The following is a 17,257-nucleotide window of genomic DNA, read 5'->3' on the forward strand; positions in this document are numbered from 1 at the left end:
TCGTGGAATGTTTCAGCGGGACAGATCGGCTCGGTCGGCCGCGGCTCGTCCCGAATCCCATCCTTCGGCATCGAGGCGCGGGCCGCGCATCGGCTTGGCGGTGGGAAAGAGGCGGTCGAACTCCGCTTCCACGGCAACGGTCTGTGCCGCGAGAATCGGCAGCAGGTCGCCCGATTCCTGTCTCGCCTCGTCGAGGGCATGCGCGTCGGCATCGGTGAGACGATCTCCGATTCGGATGGCGTAGGCGTAGAGGAACGCCTTGCCGAATGCGGCCGAGCCGGCCTTCTTTCGCTTCTTGGCTTCGGGCGAGTGGCCGAGAGCTCGGGTTGCCTGCACCAGCAACGAGGTGAAGACGAGCTCGGCCTGTTCCACGTCTACCGGCGCGCCCACCAGCGTCGCAACGGCGTACTCCGCGTCCCAGATCGTCTTGACCCGGTTGGCAGTACCGGCGACGTGCAAGAGCTGGGCTTTGGCGGGTGCGTGCGGACCGTCGATGTGCACCCGTCGACCGCGAACGTCGAGATGACCCTCGGCCAACAGCAGCGTGTCGATCGAGTATCGCGTCATCAACTCCTGCGCCTTGGCGGTCAGCGTCTCGGCTTCCTCCGCGAAATCGGTGGCATCGGCCTTGGCCAGCAGACCGCGAATCTTGGCCAGCATCTTGCTGTTCGGTGAATCCGAGCCGGTGGTCGTCGGCACCGACGAGCGTGTGCGGGGCCACTGCGAAGGCTTGGCACCCAGTTGCGGCCAACGGGGGAGGGTTTGCCACTGGCCGAGCAGCGTGAGCACGTCGAGCCACTGATCGCTGGCGGCGATGTAGTCGGACTTGCCGGACGCCACGAGGTACGCCGTGAGGAAGTCGGGAGTGGCGTCCACTCGGGCTGCGACCGTCGGGAACTGTTCGCAGATCGCCGACATCTGATCGACCCAATCGTGCGGGGCGCGGGAGTCCGCTTCGATGAGATCGGCATGGTGCAGCAGCGCCGCGGCAGCGAGATTCGTCACGGCCACCGTGTGCTGACGCCGGACCACATGCATCAGATCCAGTGGTTGCCAACCGTTCTCGTACAGCGTGCCGACCATGTTGGTCAGTGCCAGCGTGCCGAGTTCGTTCGCTTGCATCGAGACCAGACGATCGGCGATGTCGTCGGCGATGCGTTGACTCTTGTTCTTGCCGACGGATGCGTCGGCTCCTTGTCGCAGCAGTTCCGGAACGGCGCTCATTCGGTGAGCACGATCAGTTCGGTGTCCGACGCCACTTCGACTCGAAGACCAGCTTTCGACGCCACGCGCGCAACAGCTTTCACATCTTTGGGCTCGGCCGTGGTCAGGGTCAGCGCGCGTGCGAGCAATCCCTTGTGATGCTTGTTGAAGTGGCTCACCACCGAACGACTGCCGTCGGGCTTCTCGGTGAGCACCGTTGCCGTGATCGCCCCGGGGATGGGCCCGAGCTGTTGATAGGTGCCGGACCGGAGGTCGACGACGATTCCCTCGGCCTCGGTGAGAAGGGCCTCGGACAGTCGAGGCTTCCAGTGCGCTCGCAACGTCCCGAAGTTCGGAATGGACGACCCGCCGGAGAGTCGATAGGACGGAATCGGGTCGGACGCGCGAACGGCCCCGAACAGTGCCGACCCGATCCACAGCCTGGCATCCGCACGCGCGCGTCCGGCACGGGTGAAGGTCGACGCCCCGAGAGCGTCGTACAGCACTCCTGTGTACCGGCGCAGGGCCGGAGTGGTGGGCGAGGCGAACAGGCGAGCGTTTCGTTCGATCTCGTCCACCTGGGTCGGACCGAGACCGAGAGCGGTGATGGACGCGTCGACGTCGTCGGAGAGCCGGACCAGGGCGTCGGCAAGCGTTCGGCGGAGCGGAAGCAGGGACGGCAACGACAACCGGTCCAGATCGAGAGGTGCTCCGGAACCGCCGTCGGACTTCGTCTCGGAGGGAGGCAGCAGAATCAGCACGGGGGTCAAGGCTACTCACTTCGCGGCCGCCTATCCGCAGGCGCTGCACCACCGACTAGTCTGACAACCCGTGATCACCCGTCTTTCGCAGCTGTTCCTTCGTACCCTTCGCGACGACCCGGCCGACGCCGAGGTCGACAGCCACAAGCTGTTGGTTCGCGCCGGCTACGTTCGTCGTATCGCGCCGGGCGTCTACTCGTGGCTGCCGCTGGGTCTCCGGGTGCTGCGACAGGTCGAACGCGTCGTGCGTGAGGAAATGAACGCCATCGGGGCACAGGAAATTTCGCTGCCCGCCCTGCTGCCGCGTGAGCCGTACGAGACGACGAACCGGTGGACCGAATACGGGGACGCATTGTTCCGGTTGCAGGATCGCAAGGGCAACGACATGCTGCTCGGTCCGACCCACGAAGAGTTGTTCGCGTTGACGGTCAAGGCCGAATACAACTCCTACAAGGACCTGCCGGTCACGCTGTACCAAATTCAGACCAAGTATCGCGACGAAGAGCGTCCTCGCGCCGGGATTCTGCGCGGACGCGAGTTCGTCATGAAAGATTCCTACTCCTTCGACATGGACGAGGACGGACTGAAGCGGTCCTACGCCGCACACCGCGACGCTTACCAGCGCATCTTCGCCAGGCTCGGGGTCAGCTACGTCATCGTCGCCGCGACGTCCGGCGCGATGGGCGGAAGTGCGTCCGAGGAATTCCTGGCCGAGAGCGACATCGGCGAGGACACCTACGTTCGGTGCATCGAATCGGGATACGCGGCCAACGTCGAGGCCGTCACGACCCCGGCACCGGACCCCATCGCCATCGAGGGGCAGCCTGCCGCGGTCGACTACGAGACGGGCGATACTCCCACCATCGCGACGCTGGTCGAGTGGGCGAACGGCGCAGATCTGGGTCGTACCGTCACCGGTGCCGACACGCTCAAGAACATCCTGCTCAAGGTGCGGTCCGCCGGTGGCGAGTGGGAGCTGCTGGCCATCGGCCTGCCCGGTGACCGTGAGGTGGACGAGAAGCGCCTCGAAGCATCGCTCGAGCCTGCCGAATTCGCATTGCTGACCGACGCGGATTTTGCTGCTCACCCGTTTCTGATCAAGGGATACATCGGGCCACGTGCGCTGCAGGCCAACGGAGTTCGCTACCTCGTCGACCCTCGGGTGGTGAACGGAACATCGTGGATCACCGGTGCCGATGTGCAGGGCAAGCACGTGGTGAACCTCGTGGCCGGCCGCGACTTCGTTCCCGACGGCACCATCGAGGCCGCCGAGGTGCGTGACGGGGACATGTCACCCGACGGACAGGGGCCGCTGGTCAGCGCTCGCGGAATCGAGATCGGGCACATCTTCCAGTTGGGCTACAAGTACACCGATGCATTCTCGGTCGACGTACTCGGCGAGACCGGCAAGCCCGTGCGACTCGTACAGGGGTCCTACGGCGTCGGTGTCTCCCGTCTGGTGGCCGTCATCGCCGAGCAGATGCACGACGACAAGGGCCTTCGGTGGCCCTCGGAGGTAGCACCCGCCGACGTACATCTGGTGATCGCGAACAAGGACGAGGCCGCGCGCGCCGGCGCAGAATCCATTGCGACGCAACTCGATTCGCAGGGCATCGAGGTTCTCTTCGACGACCGCAAGGCCTCGCCCGGCGTGAAGTTCAAGGACTCCGAACTGATCGGCGTACCGCTCGTCGTCGTCCTCGGCCGCGGTTGGGCCGATGGCAAGGTCGAAATCCGGGACCGATTCTCGGGTGAGAGCCGGGAACTCGACATCGATTCCGCGGTCGACGAGATCGTCGCCGCGGTGCGCACCACCGCGTAACAGTCCGTCCCCGATCTCTCCACGCTCGATCTCCCCACGCGCCGGTCTACTCGCTGGTAGCTTCGGGTCACACGACTAGGAGAGGTCACACCGTGGCTCAGTTTGCGCTGTTCGATCCGACAACTTTCGATCCCGCCGAGCTCGACGAGGAATCTCGTCGTCAGCTCCGCGCACTGATCGATTGGTTCGAGAATCGCGGTAAGGCCAGGCTGCTCGCCGACGATCTCGAGGGAGTCTGGCCCGCCGACTTCCTCGAGTTCGTCGCAGCGCAGAAACTGTTCGCCACATTCTCGACGCCGGCCGAGTATGCGAACGGGTTGCCCAACGCTCGTTGGGACGCTGCCCGCAACGCCGCTCTGAGCGAAATTCTCGGGTTCTACGGCTTGGCCTACTGGTATACCTGGCAGGTCACGGTGCTCGGCCTCGGCCCGATCTGGATGAGCGACAACGACGACGCCAAGCGCCGCGCAGCGCGTGAGCTCGACCGCGGCGGCGTCATGGCATTCGGATTGTCCGAGCGCGCACACGGTGCCGACGTCTACTCCACCGACATGCTGTTGACGCCCGCCGTCGAGGGTTCCGACACCGTCGAATTCACGGCATCGGGGGAGAAGTACTACATCGGTAACGGCAACGTGGCGGGCATGGTGTCGGTGTTCGGTAGACGCACCGACATCGACGGGCCGGAGTCGTACGTCTTCTTCGTTGCCGACAGCTCGCATCCCGCGTATCGGTTGCGTGAGAGCGTCGTTCACGGCCAGATGTACGTCAGTACCTTCTCGCTCGAGAATTATCCCGTTCGCCGCGAGGACATTCTGCATACCGGACCCGACGCGTTCTCGGCTGCACTGAACACCGTCAACGTCGGCAAGTTCAACCTCTGCACCGGCTCGATCGGCATCTGCGAGCACGCGTTCTACGAGGCGATCACACACGCCAACAATCGGATTCTGTACGGCAACCGTGTCACCGAATTCCCCCATGTGCGCAGTGCATTCGTCGATGCCTACTCGCGGCTGACCGCCATGAAGCTGTTCAGTGCGCGTGCGCTGGACTACTTCCGCGCTGCGGGTCCCGGCGACCGGCGCTACCTGTTGTTCAACCCCATGACCAAGGCCAAGGTGACGTCCGAGGGCGAGACAGTGGTCCGCTTGCTGCACGACGTCATCGCCGCCAAGGGGTACGAGAAGAACACCTACTTCCGTGAAGCCGCGCAACTGATCGGAACACTGCCGAAACTCGAGGGAACGGTGCATGTCAACGTCGCCTTGATGCTCAAGTTCATGCCGGCATACATGTTCTCGCCCACCGATCAGGCGGAGGTCACCAGGTTCACCGACGCCGTCGACGACGGATTCTTCTTCGCCCAAGGCCCCGCTCGCGGCGCGAGTTCGGTTCGGTTCCACGATTGGAACCCGGTGTATCGCAAGCATTCCGGTGTTCCCAACGTGGGTCGTTTCTACGAGCAGGCCCAGGCGTTCGCGTCGTTCCTCGCCGAGTGCGCCCCCGACGAGTCGCAGCAACAGGACCTCGACTTCCTGCTCGTGGTGGGGCATCTGTTCTCACTCGTCGTCTACGGCCACCTGATCCTCGAACAGGCCGACGAGATCTCTACCGACATGCTGGACCAGATCTTCGACTTCCAGATCAGGGACTTCTCCGGCTACGCCGTCGCGCTGTACGGAAAGCCGTCGTCGACCGATGCGCAGCAGAAATGGGCGCTGGACGCCGTACGCAAGCCGGTGGTGGACGCAGCACGATTCGAGACGGTCTGGAACGACGTCGTCACGTACGACGGTCGGTACGAGATGCGTCCCTAGGCGTCACAGCTGTCCGGAATCGGCTGGGACGAGCTTGGTTCCGAACGCGCACATCGTCATCTCGTGCAGTCCGTCGCTGTCCTCCGGATGCTCCGGTGCCTGCATCGACAACAAGACGTTGAGCAGCATTCCGTGCGCGATGAACTGCCGAGCCTGATCTTCCGAACACCCGGTACCGCTGCGGATCTGGTTGTAGATCGCGCCCATTCCTTCTCGTGCCTGGCGGCCGATCTCGGGTACCGACCCTGCACCGAACCCGTGCATCATGACCATCAAGAGGTCGCGATCGGCCACCAGATCGGCGTAGGCACCGCCCAGGTCGGCCCAGGTCTCGTCGTCCGACGGGTCCAGAGGCCCCGAAGCGAGCACTGCGTCGAACGCCGTCATGATGCCGTCGATGGAGCGTTGGAAGACCAGCCGAAACAATTCGACCTTGGTTCCGAACATCCGAACCACGTACGGCTGCGAGACGCCCGCTTCCTTGGCCACCGCATCGGTGCTCGTCCCGGCAAAGCCCCCGCGTGCGAACGCTCGTGTCGCGGCGTCGAGGACGAGTTCTCGACGGTCGGCCGCGTCCATTCGGGTTGCTCGGGGCTTGGGCGTGGGAGTGTCGGACATATTGACAGGTTATCAGTCGATAACTTACGGTCGCATCATAAGTAATCATTCGATGCTTACAAACTCGAGACGGGACGTTCGCCATGACCGCTACAGCCTCTCCGCCTGCAGTGCACCCCGCCGCTCGGTCGATTCCCGTGTGGCTGGGAATCGTCGCCGCATCCCTGCCCATGTTCATGGCGACCCTCGACAATCTGGTGATGACCAGCGCGCTGCCGGTGGTCCAGCAGGATCTGAATGCGTCGGTCGGACAGCTGCAGTGGTTCCTCAACGCCTACACGCTGAGCTTCGCGACATTCATGCTCACCGCAGCGACATTGGGCGATCGCTGGGGCAGGCGCGCGGTGTTCCTCGGCGGGATAGCGCTGTTCACCGCGGCCTCCGTGGCCAGCGCGCTCGCCACGAGTCCGGCAATGCTCATCGCCGCGCGGGCGATACAGGGCCTCGGTGCCGCGGCGATCATGCCGCTGTCGCTGACTCTGCTCGCAGCTGTCGTCCCGATTGCCAAGCGAGCCATGGCAATCGGAATCTGGGGAGGTGTCTCGGGCCTCGGTGTCGCACTCGGGCCTGTCGTCGGTGGTGCGGTCGTCGACGGTATTTCCTGGCAAGCGATCTTCTGGATCAACGTCCCGGTGGCACTCGTCGCGGTACCGCTGGCGTACATCGCCCTGACCGAGTCGACCGGACGCAGGCAACCTCTCGATCTACTGGGTGTGGTGCTCGCGGGCGGCGGGGTGTTCTTGCTCGTGTGGGCGGTGGTCCACGGCAACGACGACGGATGGGCATCGACCACCGTGCTCGCGAGCTTCGTCGGCTCTGCGGTGCTTCTCCTCGCGTTCGTCTCCCGAGCATGGCGAACCCCGTTCTCGGTACTGCCGTTGACGCTCTTCCGATCACGCAGTTTCACGCTGGCGAACATCATCGGAATCACGTTCTCGCTCGGCATGTTCGGGGCCGTGTTCCTGCTTGCTCAGTACCTGCAGATAGTGATGCACTACAGCCCGTTCGAGGCGGGCCTTCGCACATTGCCCTGGACCGCCGCGCCTATGGTGGTCGCACCCATTGCGGGTCTCGTGGCCGATCGAGTCGGCTTGCGCGGCTTGTTGGTGTCCGGACTGGCGTTGCAGTCGCTGTCACTGGTGTGGATGGCACTGATCCTCGGACCCGACACCGCCTACCTGTCGATGGTGCCCGCGCTGCTGATGGCCGGAGTCGGCATGGGGTTGACCTTCGCGCCCTCGGCGACCGCAGTGTTGCGAGACATGGACGACGACGATCACGCCACGGCGAGCAGTGCGAACTCCACTGTGCGGGAAGTGGGAATTGCGCTCGGAATCGCCGTCCTGACGGCGGTGTTCATCGGAAACGGAGGATCACTCACCCCCGCTGGATACACCGACGCGTTGGCACCCGCTCTACTCGTAGGCGCAGGGGCGGTGGCGATCGGATTGGTTGCGGCACTGTTCATGCCGGGTCGTTCCGCCGGTCCGGCGGACGACGTGGTCACGGCTGACCGGGAAAAGCCGTCGACGACGGTGTGACGCCGAGGATCTGCTGCCATGTGGCCAGTCTGATCGCGGCCTCGGTCAGTGCCTGGACGCCCATCTCGCGAGTGCCGCCGGATCGACTGCGCTCGACGGCCGAGCGCCACGCCACACTCGTGTCGATCTCTGCCTGAACAGCGAGCTGCACAGCCGAGATCGCATCGGTCACCGGAAACGGAGACGCGTATGCCGGATCGGGCAGGGGCGCTGTGACGCTGGCCGCGCGGAGTGCGTCGATGGTCGAGTCTCGACGCGCTCGGTGTGCCGCGGTGCACGCGGCCACCATGTCTGCTCGGGTCGGGTTGGAGAACGCCGCGACGATCCCGTACGCGAAGACGGCTGCGTACTCGGCGACGAGTGCATCGACGAGCCCCTGTTGTTCGGGTCCGAGATCGCTCATGCGAGTACCACCTGAGCGAACACCGTGCACGAGGCACTGATCGACCCGAGAAGGCCGGCGCGATAACCGCTTTCGTCGCGGGCGGCGGTCGCCGCACTGCGTGCCGAGGCGGTCAGCGCATCGCGCACCGCGCCGAGATCGGGTGGCGGCGCGGACTGGGCCGCGCTCGTGGTCGTCGTGGCAGTCGCCGACGAGGTGTCGGTGGTCGCTCCGGTAGCCCGGGCGATCTCGGTCTCGAGTGCATCCGCATGTTCGGTCCGCTGGGCCGCGACCACGCCGAGAGCTCCTGCGTAATCGGGAGCGACCGTTGCCGCCGAAGACGCAGCCGCGGCGTCGGAGCGAGCGGAGCGCAACTGTGCCGTCAGAGAATCGAGTGCGGGACCGGAGATTTCCTCCGCGCCGCAAGCCGTGACGGTCGACGCCGTGGCCGCTGTGAGTACGGCGGCACCGGCGAGCCGGAACAACCCACGTCTGTTCAACGAGAGAGGGGCGGTCGGCGTGGGCACCCCGATATCGTGCCAGACCCTCGACCGTGTCGGACCCTCGAGGCGACACGCGCCGTGCCCGTGTGTCGCCTCGGCCGTGCGTGGTCGCGAGCACCACCTGCGGGGCGGTAGTCTGTTGGTTCACCAAACGCGGTCCGGCGCACCTGTGCCGCATTGCCGACAACTACACACGAGGAGTTCGCGACATGCCTGTTCCGTCCCAGAAAAGGGTTGTCGAACTGCTCGGCGACCTGGTTCGAGATCGGGGCTACGACCTCGAGGACGTGAACGTGGTCGCTGCCGGTAAACACAGTGCCGTGCGCATCATGGTCGACCGTGAAGACGGCGTCGACCTCGACGCGTTACCGGAATTGAGCCGGGTGATCTCCGATGTGTTCGACGGCGTGACCGATTTCGGCGAAGCGCCGTACACCCTCGAGGTCACCACTCCCGGAATCGATCGCCCGTTGACACAACCACGGCATTGGCGTCGCGCGCGTGGTCGCAAGGTGCGGATCGAACTCGCCGACGGCAAGGTCGAGGGCCGCGTCGGACTTCTCGACGGTGACTCGGTTGCCCTCGTGATCAAGGACAAGGGAGTTCTCTCGACACGATCGATCGCGCTGGCCGATGTTGTGAAAGCTGTTGTGCAGGTAGAATTTTCGCGGCCGACCGCAGAAGAGATGGATCTTGCGGGCGGCGTGGTGGGCGGTAGGCCGTCACCCGCGAACACCGACGAAATCGTGAATGTGGAAGCACCGGAAGAAGGGTCGGACAAGTGAATATCGATATTGCAGCTCTGCGCGCCATCGAGGCGGACAAGGGCGTTCCGATCGAGATGGTGATCTCGACGATCCAGACCGCGCTGTTGACCGCCTACCGGCACACCGAGGGGCACCAGTCCAACGCGCGAATCGACGTCGATCGCAAGACCGGTTCCGTCCGGGTGATGGCCAAGGAGTTCGACGCCGAGGGCAATCTGATCTCCGAGTGGGACGACACGCCGGAAGGCTTCGGCCGGATCGCTGCCACCACCGCTCGTCAGGTGATTCTGCAGCGTTTGCGCGATGCGGAGCACGAGCGCTCCTTCGGGGAGTACTCGACCCACGAGGGTGAAATCGTCAACGGCGTCATTCAGCGCGATACGCGCGCCAACGCCAAGGGCACCGTCATCGTCCGGATCGGCAGCGAGGCGAACGGGGCCGACGGCCTGCTTCCGCCCGCCGAGCAGGTTCCGGGGGAGACGTACGAGCACGGTGAGCGCATCAAGTGCTACGTCGTCGGAGTCGCGCGGGGCAACCGCGGCCCGCAGATCACGCTCTCGCGCACACACCCCAATCTGGTGCGCAAGTTGTTCGCGCTCGAGGTGCCCGAGATCGCCGACGGTTCGGTCGACATCGTGGCGGTAGCGCGTGAATCGGGGCACCGCTCGAAGATTGCGGTCGCGTCGACGGTCTCGGGCCTGAACGCCAAGGGTGCATGTATCGGGCCGATGGGGCAGCGCGTGCGGAATGTGATGAGCGAACTGGCCGGCGAGAAGATCGACATCATCGACTTCGACGAGGACCCGGCGACGTTCGTCGGGAATGCACTGTCGCCGTCGAAGGTTGTGTCTGTGACCGTGGTGGACGCAGCCGCTCGCGCGGCGCGAGTGGTGGTCCCGGAGTACCAGTTGTCGCTGGCGATCGGCAAGGAAGGGCAGAACGCTCGACTTGCCGCTCGATTGACCGGTTGGCGTATCGACATCCGCAGTGACGCGGCGGCACCCGAGACGACCAGCGCCTAGGGCCGGAATGCGGAGATCGAGGCAATACAGCGGTAGAGTGGTCGATGGTTCGGTAACGACCTCTCCGCTCGGAGACGTGAACGCGAGAATCCGGTTGTGACAAGCCGGCCGAATCGTACATGTGTCGGGTGCAGGGAGCGAGTGCCGGCCGCCGATCTGTTGAGGATCGTGGTTCGAGAAGCTGGTTCGTACGAATTCGCTCTCGTCCCCGACATCCGGCATTCGATGTCCGGTCGTGGTGCTTGGTTGCACTACAACCGAGAATGCCTGCACAATGCGGAACGTCGCCGAGTCTTCGGCCGCGCGTTTCGGATATCGGGAAATGTGGAATCGTCCGCAGTATCGGACGTGCTCGACGAGCACGAACGGCTGCACGGCGAGAACACGACAAGAGCAACACCCGTCGACAAGAACAGGCAACAGCACTGATGAGCACACCGTGAAGCACCAACGATGAACGTCCATCGGAGATAACCCGAGGTCGTGCGGGCACCAAGCCTCGCTCGGCCTCTCAGTGAGGAGAGCAGTGGCAGGCAAGGCCCGCGTGCACGAGTTGGCAAAAGAACTCGGTGTCACCAGTAAGGAACTACTCGCACGGCTCAAAGAGCAAGGCGAGTTCGTCAAGTCCGCATCATCCACAGTCGAAGCCCCCGTGGCTCGTCGACTTCGTGAATCCTTCCCGTCCGCAAACGCGGACGCGCCGGCGTCCGGTGCAGCAGCACCCAACGGTCGCGCAGCAGCACATCGTGCGTCGGATTCCGCCGCGAAGCCCGGCGCAGCAAAGCCGAGTGGACCTCGTCCCGGACCCAAGCCGGCATCCCGCCCGGCCGAGCCCGAGGCCCCCGCTGCACAGGCACCCGCAGCGCAAGCTCCGGCAGCGCAGTCGCCCGCAGAGGTAGCTCCCGCTGCCCCTTCGGCACCGGCCGCTGCGCCCACGCCGGCACCGGCTGCGCCCACCCCTCGTCCGGCAGCACCCGCTGCTCCGGTCGAGCAGGCACCTGCCGCGTCGGCCGAGGCAACCGCGTCGGCTCCGGCCGCCCCCAAGCCCGCTGGTCCTGGCCCCAAGCCCGGCCCGAAGGCTCCGCGCGTCGGAAACAACCCGTACTCGTCGGCTCCGGTCGAACGACCGGCCCCGCGACCCGCTCCCGGTGCCGGTGCTCCGCGCCCCGGCGGCGGACGACCGGCTCCCGGACAGGGCGGACCCCGCCCGGCCGCACCGGCAGGCGGCGCTCGTCCGGCTCCCGGACAGGGCGGCCCCCGTCCCGCACCGGGTCAGGCCGGACCTCGGCCCAGCCCGGGCTCCATGCCTCCTCGCCCCAATCCGGGTGCGATGCCGACTCGTTCGGCACGTCCCGGCCCCGCAGCAGGCCGTCCCGGTCGCCCCGGCGGCGCACCGGGTGGACGTCCGGGCGGCGGCGGTGGCGGTGGCTACCGCGGCGGTGGCGCTCCCGGTGGTGCACCGGCAGGCGGCGCTCCCGCAGGTGGCTTCCGTGGCCGTCCCGGCGGCGGTGGCCGTCCCGGTCAGCGTGGCGCAGCAGCAGGTGCGTTCGGTCGGCCCGGCGGAGCAGTCCGCCGCGGTCGCAAGTCGAAGCGGGCGAAACGCGCCGAGTACGAGAGCATGCAGGCTCCCGCAGTCGGCGGCGTCAGGCTGCCCCGCGGCAACGGCGAGACCATTCGTCTCGCCCGCGGAGCATCGCTGTCGGACTTCGCAGACAAGATCGACGCCAACCCCGCTGCACTCGTGCAGGCACTGTTCAACCTCGGTGAGATGGTCACCGCGACGCAGTCGGTCAACGACGAGACGCTGGAGCTTCTCGGCGGCGAGATGAACTACGTCGTGCAGGTCGTCAGTCCCGAGGACGAGGATCGCGAACTGCTCGATTCGTTCGATCTCACCTACGGCGAAGATGCCGGCGGCGAGGAAGATCTCGAGCAGCGTCCCCCGGTGGTCACCGTCATGGGCCACGTCGATCACGGTAAGACTCGACTGCTCGACTCGATTCGTAACACCACGGTGCGCGAAGGCGAGGCCGGCGGCATCACGCAGCACATCGGTGCGTACCAGGTGTTGACCGAGCTCGAAGGCAACGAGCGTCTCGTGACCTTCATCGACACCCCCGGTCACGAGGCCTTCACGGCCATGCGTGCTCGTGGTGCCAAGGCCACCGACCTTGCGATCCTCGTGGTCGCGGCCGACGACGGTGTCATGCCGCAGACGGTCGAAGCCATCAACCACGCCCAGGCGGCCGACGTGCCGATCGTGGTCGCGGTCAACAAGATCGACAAGGAAGGCGCGAACCCGGACAAGATCCGGCAGCAGCTGACCGAATACGGTCTGGTCGCCGAGGAATACGGCGGCGAGACGATGTTCGTCGACATCTCCGCCAAGCAGGGCACCAACATCGATGCCCTCCTCGAAGCGGTGCTGCTGACGGCCGATGCGTCACTCGATCTGCGTGCCAACCCGGACATGGATGCCCAGGGTGTCGCCATCGAGGCACACCTCGACCGCGGTCGCGGTCCGGTGGCCACCGTGCTCATCGCCCGCGGAACGCTGCGCGTCGGTGACTCGATCGTCGCCGGCGACGCCTACGGCCGCGTGCGTCGTATGGTCGACGAGCACGGCGAGGACGTCACCGAAGCGATGCCGTCCCGGCCCGTTCAGGTCATCGGCTTCACGTCGGTGCCCGGTGCAGGCGACAACCTTCTGGTCGTCGACGAGGACCGGATCGCCCGTCAGATCGCCGATCGCCGTAATGCCCGTAAGCGCAATGCTCTGGCGGCCAAGAGTCGCAAGCGCATCAGCCTCGACGATCTCGATGCAGCTCTGAAGGAGACTTCGCAGCTCAACCTGATCCTCAAGGGTGACAACTCGGGAACCGTCGAGGCGCTCGAAGAGGCCTTGCTCGGTATTCAGATCGACGACGAAGTCGAGTTGCGCGTCATCGACCGCGGTGTCGGTGGCGTCACGGAAACCAACGTCAACCTGGCGTCGGCATCCAACGCGATCATCATCGGCTTCAACGTGCGGGCCGAGGGCAAGGCAACCGAACTCGCCAACCGCGAGGGCGTCGACATTCGGTACTACTCGGTGATCTACCAGGCCATCGACGAGATCGAGAAGGCCCTCAAGGGCATGCTCAAGCCGATCTACGAAGAGGTCGCTCTGGGCCAGGCCGAGATCCGCGCGCTGTTCCGTTCCTCGAAGGTCGGAAACATCGCCGGTTGCCTCGTCACCTCCGGTACGATCCGTCGCAACGCCAAGGCGCGCCTGCTCCGTGATAATGCGGTCGTGGCCGAGACCGTGACGATCTCCTCGCTTCGCCGCGAGAAGGACGACGCAGTCGAGGTTCGTGAGGGATACGAGTGTGGTTTGACGGTGACGTACTCCGACATCAAGGTGGGCGATGTCATCGAGGCGTACGAGCTCCGTGAAAAGCCGCGCGACTAGAACAGGTCCGGAGCTGAACAGCTCCGTTCCCGGTCACGTCGGCTCGGTGGTGAAGCCAGGGGAGTGACACTGCACTCCGGGGACGAGCCGGTGGTGGTACGACATATGTACCGCCACCGGCTTTGTCGTCGGAGCTGATCGAAGGGGCGACGTCAGCGTGTATCTGGGTGCTTTGGAGTTGGACGTGTTGTTGGGGGACGTGCGTTCGCTCGCCGAGAAACGGTCGATGGTGGAACCGGTTCTCGGCGATCTGCAGAGGCTGGGAGTGTCTGCCGCCGAAACCGGTGAGCGAGAACGTATTCGGCGTTCGATGTTGGGCGTGGCAGCGGCGGGCACGAACGTCGACCTGTTGCACGACAAGCTCGACGAGTGCGAGCGGCACGTCGCCGAGCGTCAGGATCTGGAACTGTTGGCAGTACGCCGAAGAATTTTCGGCCCCGAGGATTAGATCGGGGAGTTCGTCGAACGTGTTCGGCGAATGTTGGAGCGTAATCGCCGAGACGTCGCACTGCAGTGACGTCCGGCCATGAAAGAGGAGTGTGATTGTCGTGGTGGATCAGGCCAGGGCTCGTAAGTTGTCCAAGCGAATCGCCGCTATCGTTGCGACGGCGATCGACCACGAGATCAAAGATCCACGGTTGGCGTTCGTCACCATCACCGACACGAAGGTGACGGCCGACCTGCACGACGCCACGGTGTACTACACGGTGATGGGCGAGGATCTCGATACCCCGCCCGATCTGCAGGGAGCTGCGGCGGGTCTGGAGAAGGCCAAGGGCGTTCTCCGCTCGAAGGTCGGAGCCGGTACCGGTGTGCGGTTCACTCCGACGCTGACGTTCGTGACGGATACCGTCCCCGACACCGCCCGACACATGGAAGAGCTCCTCGAACGGGCTCGCGCGGCCGACGAGGAGCTGGCTCGCGCCCGGGCGAACGCGAAGCCTGCCGGAGACCCGGACCCGTACAAGGCTCCCCGCGAGGAGTCCCCCGCGGATCGCGGCGATGCAGAAGCCGTCGAGCCAGCCGAAGCCGACTGAGATGTCCGATGGCTATGGTTCGGAGTTCGAGCTGGACGAGGATCTGGCGCGTGCGATCGAGATGCTCGAGCGCGCTTCCTCGGTGACCGTGCTCTGCCATGTCCAGCCGGATGCCGACACGATCGGCAGCGGATTGGCAATCGGTTCGGTACTCGAACGTCGCGGCGCGCAGGTGCAGGTGGCGTTCGCCGCGCCCGCGTTTCTGCCGCAATCGATGGAAGAGCTACCGAACCGGCATCTGCTGGTGGAGCCGGAGAAGGTAGCCGAATCGGTCGATCTGGTGGTCACCGTGGACGCCGGAAGCCGAGGTCGACTCGGTTCGCTCGGCGAGCGGCTCGACTCCGCATCGGAGTCCCTGGTCATCGACCATCACCGGAGCAACACGCGGTTCGGAACACTGAACGTCGTCCACGCGTCCGCCGAGTCCACCACGGCCGTGATCGTCCGCCTGCTGGATCGGTGGGGTGTCGACATCGATGCGGACCTGGCGCATCTGCTGTTCGCGGGTCTGGTCACCGATACCGGGTCGTTCCGGTGGGTGCGGCCGGGCTCGCATCTGCTCGCCGAGAGATTGCTCGCGACCGGCATCGACGGTGCACGTATCGCCCGTCGCCTCCTCGATACGCACCCCTTCGACTGGCTGCCGATGCTCGGGGCGGTACTGGGTTCGGCCGAGTTGCTGCCCGACGCGGCGGGCGGACGGGGGCTCGTGTACGCCGTCATCCGGAGCGAGGATTCGGCCGGTCTGAGGTCGGAGGAGATCGAGAGTGTCATCGACATCGTGCGGACCACCTCCGAGGCGGAGGTGGCCGCGGTGTTGAAGCAGCAGGATTTCGGGTCGGTCTGGGTGGTGTCGCTCAGATCCAAGACGCAGGTGGACGTATCTGCAGTGGCGACCGGGCTCGGCGGCGGTGGGCATCACAACGCCGCTGGCTACACCGCGACCGGTGAGCTCCCCGACGTGATCGATGCGCTCCGTGAGGCCTTGTCGGCGTCGTGAGTTCCACCCCTGTCACGGCTCGCAGAATTCTCGTGCTGTCGCTTCCATCGCTCGGAGTTCTGGCCGCCGAACCCCTCTACCTCCTGTTCGACGCGGCGGTCGTCGGCCGGCTCGGCGCGTTGGCCCTGGCCGGCTTGGCGATCGGGGGGCTCGTCCTCGCTCAGGTCAGCACGCAGCTGACCTTCCTGTCCTACGGAACCACTGCGCGTGCGGCGCGCATGCACGGTGCCGGTCGTGAGCGCGACGCCGTCGGGGAAGGGGTGCAGGCGACGTGGCTGGCGGTGGCCATCGGTCTCGCGATCGTCCTCGTGGTCCAGTTGTTCGCCGCCCCCGTCGTGTCGCTACTGGCCGGTGGCGGTGACATTGCCGCGGAGGCACTGCTGTGGCTGCGTGTGGCGCTGGTGGGGGTGCCGTTCATTCTGATATCGCTGGCCGGGAACGGCTGGATGCGCGGCGTGCAGAACACGACGACACCATTGCGGTTCGTCGTGCTCGGTTTCGGCGTGTCGGCGGTGCTGTGTCCACTCCTCGTCCACGGCCTGCTCGGATTTCCCCGGCTCGAATTGGTGGGCTCGGCCGTTGCGAACGTCATCGGCCAAGGTGTCGCAGGCGCTCTGTTCGTCGGTGCCCTCGGGCGGTCGGGTGCGCCGTTGCGCCCGCGCTGGTCGGTCATGCGGGCGCAGCTGGTGCTCGGCCGCGATCTGATCGTGCGCAGTCTCGCGTTCCAGGCGTGCTTCCTGTCTGCCGCAGCGGTCGCGTCGAGATTCGGTGCCGCGTCGGTGGCGGCAAATCAGGTGGTGCTGCATCTGTGGAACCTGGTGTCGTTGATGCTCGACTCGTTGGCGATCGCTGCGCAGACACTCGTGGGAGCGGCCCTGGGTGCGGGCAGGACCGAGGATGCGCGTGCGCTCGCACGCCGGTTGACGGCATGGTCGACGGTCTTCGCGGTGGTCCTGGCGGCGGTGTTCGCCGCCGGGCAGCCGGTCGTCCCGGGATTGTTCACCACCGACGCCTCGGTGATCGATCAGATGCAGGCGATCTGGTGGATCTTCGTGGCGATCATCCCAGTGGCCGGTGTGGTGTTCGCGTTGGACGGGGTGCTGTTGGGCAGCGGCGACGCCGCGTTCTTGCGTAACGCCACGATGGCGTGTGCGATCGTCGGGTTCCTGCCGTTCATCTGGTCTGCCCTGGTGTTCGACTGGGGTGTCGTGGGCATCTGGCTGGGTCTGGGTGTGTTCGTCTGCCTGCGCATGGTCGCGGTCGCCGGTCGAGTGCTGTCGGGTAAATGGCTCGTGACCGGTAGCGATCGGCAACTGCGAGACTGATCGCG

At 65.6% G+C, this 17,257-nt stretch carries 16 protein-coding genes; 11 read left to right on the plus strand and 5 right to left on the minus strand.

The window, feature by feature from the left end; all coding sequences use genetic code 11:
- Window positions 1–12: 12 nt before the first annotated feature.
- On the minus strand, window positions 13–1,224 hold the full coding sequence (locus tag K414_RS0115355) for a DUF2786 domain-containing protein (RefSeq protein ID WP_027496737.1): 1,212 nt from the start codon (window positions 1,222–1,224) through the stop codon (window positions 13–15).
- On the minus strand, window positions 1,221–1,964 hold the full coding sequence (yaaA, locus tag K414_RS0115360) for a peroxide stress protein YaaA (RefSeq protein WP_027496738.1): 744 nt from the start codon (window positions 1,962–1,964) through the stop codon (window positions 1,221–1,223). The genes K414_RS0115355 and yaaA overlap by 4 nt, the downstream gene beginning before the upstream one ends.
- Before the next feature lie 70 nt (window positions 1,965–2,034).
- Between yaaA and K414_RS0115365 the strand changes: the two genes are divergently transcribed.
- The gene (locus K414_RS0115365; RefSeq protein WP_027496739.1) at window positions 2,035–3,786 is read left to right on the plus strand and encodes a proline--tRNA ligase; all 1,752 of its coding nucleotides are present in this window, start codon (window positions 2,035–2,037) and stop codon (window positions 3,784–3,786) included.
- A gap of 92 nt (window positions 3,787–3,878) precedes the next feature.
- On the plus strand, window positions 3,879–5,606 hold the full coding sequence (locus K414_RS0115370; RefSeq protein WP_027496740.1) for an acyl-CoA dehydrogenase family protein: 1,728 nt from the start codon (window positions 3,879–3,881) through the stop codon (window positions 5,604–5,606).
- Window positions 5,607–5,609: 3 nt separating this feature from the next.
- Here K414_RS0115370 and K414_RS0115375 read toward each other — a convergent pair whose 3' ends face one another.
- Complete coding sequence (locus tag K414_RS0115375; protein WP_037219288.1) at window positions 5,610–6,224, minus strand: TetR/AcrR family transcriptional regulator; 615 nt, start codon at window positions 6,222–6,224, stop codon at window positions 5,610–5,612.
- 83 nt (window positions 6,225–6,307) lie between these two features.
- On the opposite strand from K414_RS0115375, the gene K414_RS27120 reads away from it, so the two are divergent.
- Entirely contained in the window at window positions 6,308–7,765 is a 1,458-nt protein-coding gene (locus K414_RS27120; RefSeq protein WP_051365127.1) for an MFS transporter, read from the plus strand.
- On the opposite strand, the gene K414_RS0115385 is transcribed toward K414_RS27120, so the two are convergent.
- Both K414_RS0115385 and K414_RS0115390 read right to left on the minus strand, forming a co-directional pair.
- Complete coding sequence (locus tag K414_RS0115385) at window positions 7,728–8,168, minus strand: ferritin-like domain-containing protein (RefSeq protein WP_027496742.1); 441 nt, start codon at window positions 8,166–8,168, stop codon at window positions 7,728–7,730. The genes K414_RS27120 and K414_RS0115385 overlap by 38 nt on opposite strands.
- Window positions 8,165–8,674, minus strand: a complete 510-nt coding sequence (locus K414_RS0115390; protein WP_027496743.1) for a hypothetical protein — start codon at window positions 8,672–8,674, stop codon at window positions 8,165–8,167. Before K414_RS0115390 ends, K414_RS0115385 begins: the two co-directional genes overlap by 4 nt.
- Before the next feature lie 185 nt (window positions 8,675–8,859).
- Between K414_RS0115390 and rimP the strand changes: the two genes are divergently transcribed.
- From rimP to K414_RS0115430, 8 genes are all read left to right on the plus strand, one after another.
- Window positions 8,860–9,435, plus strand: coding sequence for a ribosome maturation factor RimP (gene rimP, locus K414_RS0115395; RefSeq protein ID WP_027496744.1), 576 nt, complete (start codon window positions 8,860–8,862; stop codon window positions 9,433–9,435).
- Window positions 9,432–10,439: a transcription termination factor NusA gene (nusA, locus tag K414_RS0115400; protein WP_027496745.1), complete on the plus strand. Its 1,008-nt coding sequence runs from the start codon at window positions 9,432–9,434 to the stop codon at window positions 10,437–10,439. Before rimP ends, nusA begins: the two co-directional genes overlap by 4 nt.
- 96 nt (window positions 10,440–10,535) lie before the next feature.
- A complete protein-coding gene (locus K414_RS0115405; RefSeq protein ID WP_027496746.1) occupies window positions 10,536–10,868 on the plus strand; it encodes a YlxR family protein in 333 nt (110 codons plus the stop codon).
- Window positions 10,869–10,965: 97 nt separating this feature from the next.
- Window positions 10,966–13,890 carry a translation initiation factor IF-2 gene (infB, locus tag K414_RS0115410; RefSeq protein ID WP_027496747.1) on the plus strand — a complete coding sequence of 975 codons (2,925 nt, stop codon included), beginning with the start codon at window positions 10,966–10,968 and terminating at the stop codon, window positions 13,888–13,890.
- 157 nt (window positions 13,891–14,047) lie between these two features.
- Window positions 14,048–14,338 (plus strand): DUF503 domain-containing protein, encoded by a 291-nt coding sequence (locus K414_RS0115415; protein WP_027496748.1) that lies wholly within the window; start codon window positions 14,048–14,050, stop codon window positions 14,336–14,338.
- A gap of 100 nt (window positions 14,339–14,438) precedes the next feature.
- Window positions 14,439–14,927: a 30S ribosome-binding factor RbfA gene (rbfA, locus tag K414_RS0115420; protein ID WP_027496749.1), complete on the plus strand. Its 489-nt coding sequence runs from the start codon at window positions 14,439–14,441 to the stop codon at window positions 14,925–14,927.
- Window position 14,928: 1 nt separating this feature from the next.
- On the plus strand, window positions 14,929–15,927 hold the full coding sequence (locus tag K414_RS0115425; RefSeq protein ID WP_027496750.1) for a DHH family phosphoesterase: 999 nt from the start codon (window positions 14,929–14,931) through the stop codon (window positions 15,925–15,927).
- On the plus strand, window positions 15,924–17,252 hold the full coding sequence (locus tag K414_RS0115430) for an MATE family efflux transporter (protein ID WP_027496751.1): 1,329 nt from the start codon (window positions 15,924–15,926) through the stop codon (window positions 17,250–17,252). The genes K414_RS0115425 and K414_RS0115430 overlap by 4 nt, the downstream gene beginning before the upstream one ends.
- Window positions 17,253–17,257: the final 5 nt, after the last annotated feature.

It is taken from the genome of Rhodococcus sp. JG-3 (genome assembly GCF_000482405.1).
GTDB classification, from domain to species: Bacteria; Actinomycetota; Actinomycetes; order Mycobacteriales; family Mycobacteriaceae; genus Rhodococcoides; species Rhodococcoides fascians.

Coding starts and splice junctions, on each gene's coding strand:
- K414_RS0115425 (WP_027496750.1), top strand. CDS start 14,929: ATGTCCGATGGCTATGGTTCGGAGTTCGAGCTGGACGAGGATCTGGCG.
- rimP (WP_027496744.1), top strand. CDS start 8,860: ATGCCTGTTCCGTCCCAGAAAAGGGTTGTCGAACTGCTCGGCGACCTG.
- K414_RS0115385 (WP_027496742.1), bottom strand. CDS start 8,168: ATGAGCGATCTCGGACCCGAACAACAGGGGCTCGTCGATGCACTCGTC.
- K414_RS0115375 (WP_037219288.1), bottom strand. CDS start 6,224: ATGTCCGACACTCCCACGCCCAAGCCCCGAGCAACCCGAATGGACGCG.
- K414_RS0115355 (WP_027496737.1), bottom strand. CDS start 1,224: ATGAGCGCCGTTCCGGAACTGCTGCGACAAGGAGCCGACGCATCCGTC.
- K414_RS27120 (WP_051365127.1), top strand. CDS start 6,308: ATGACCGCTACAGCCTCTCCGCCTGCAGTGCACCCCGCCGCTCGGTCG.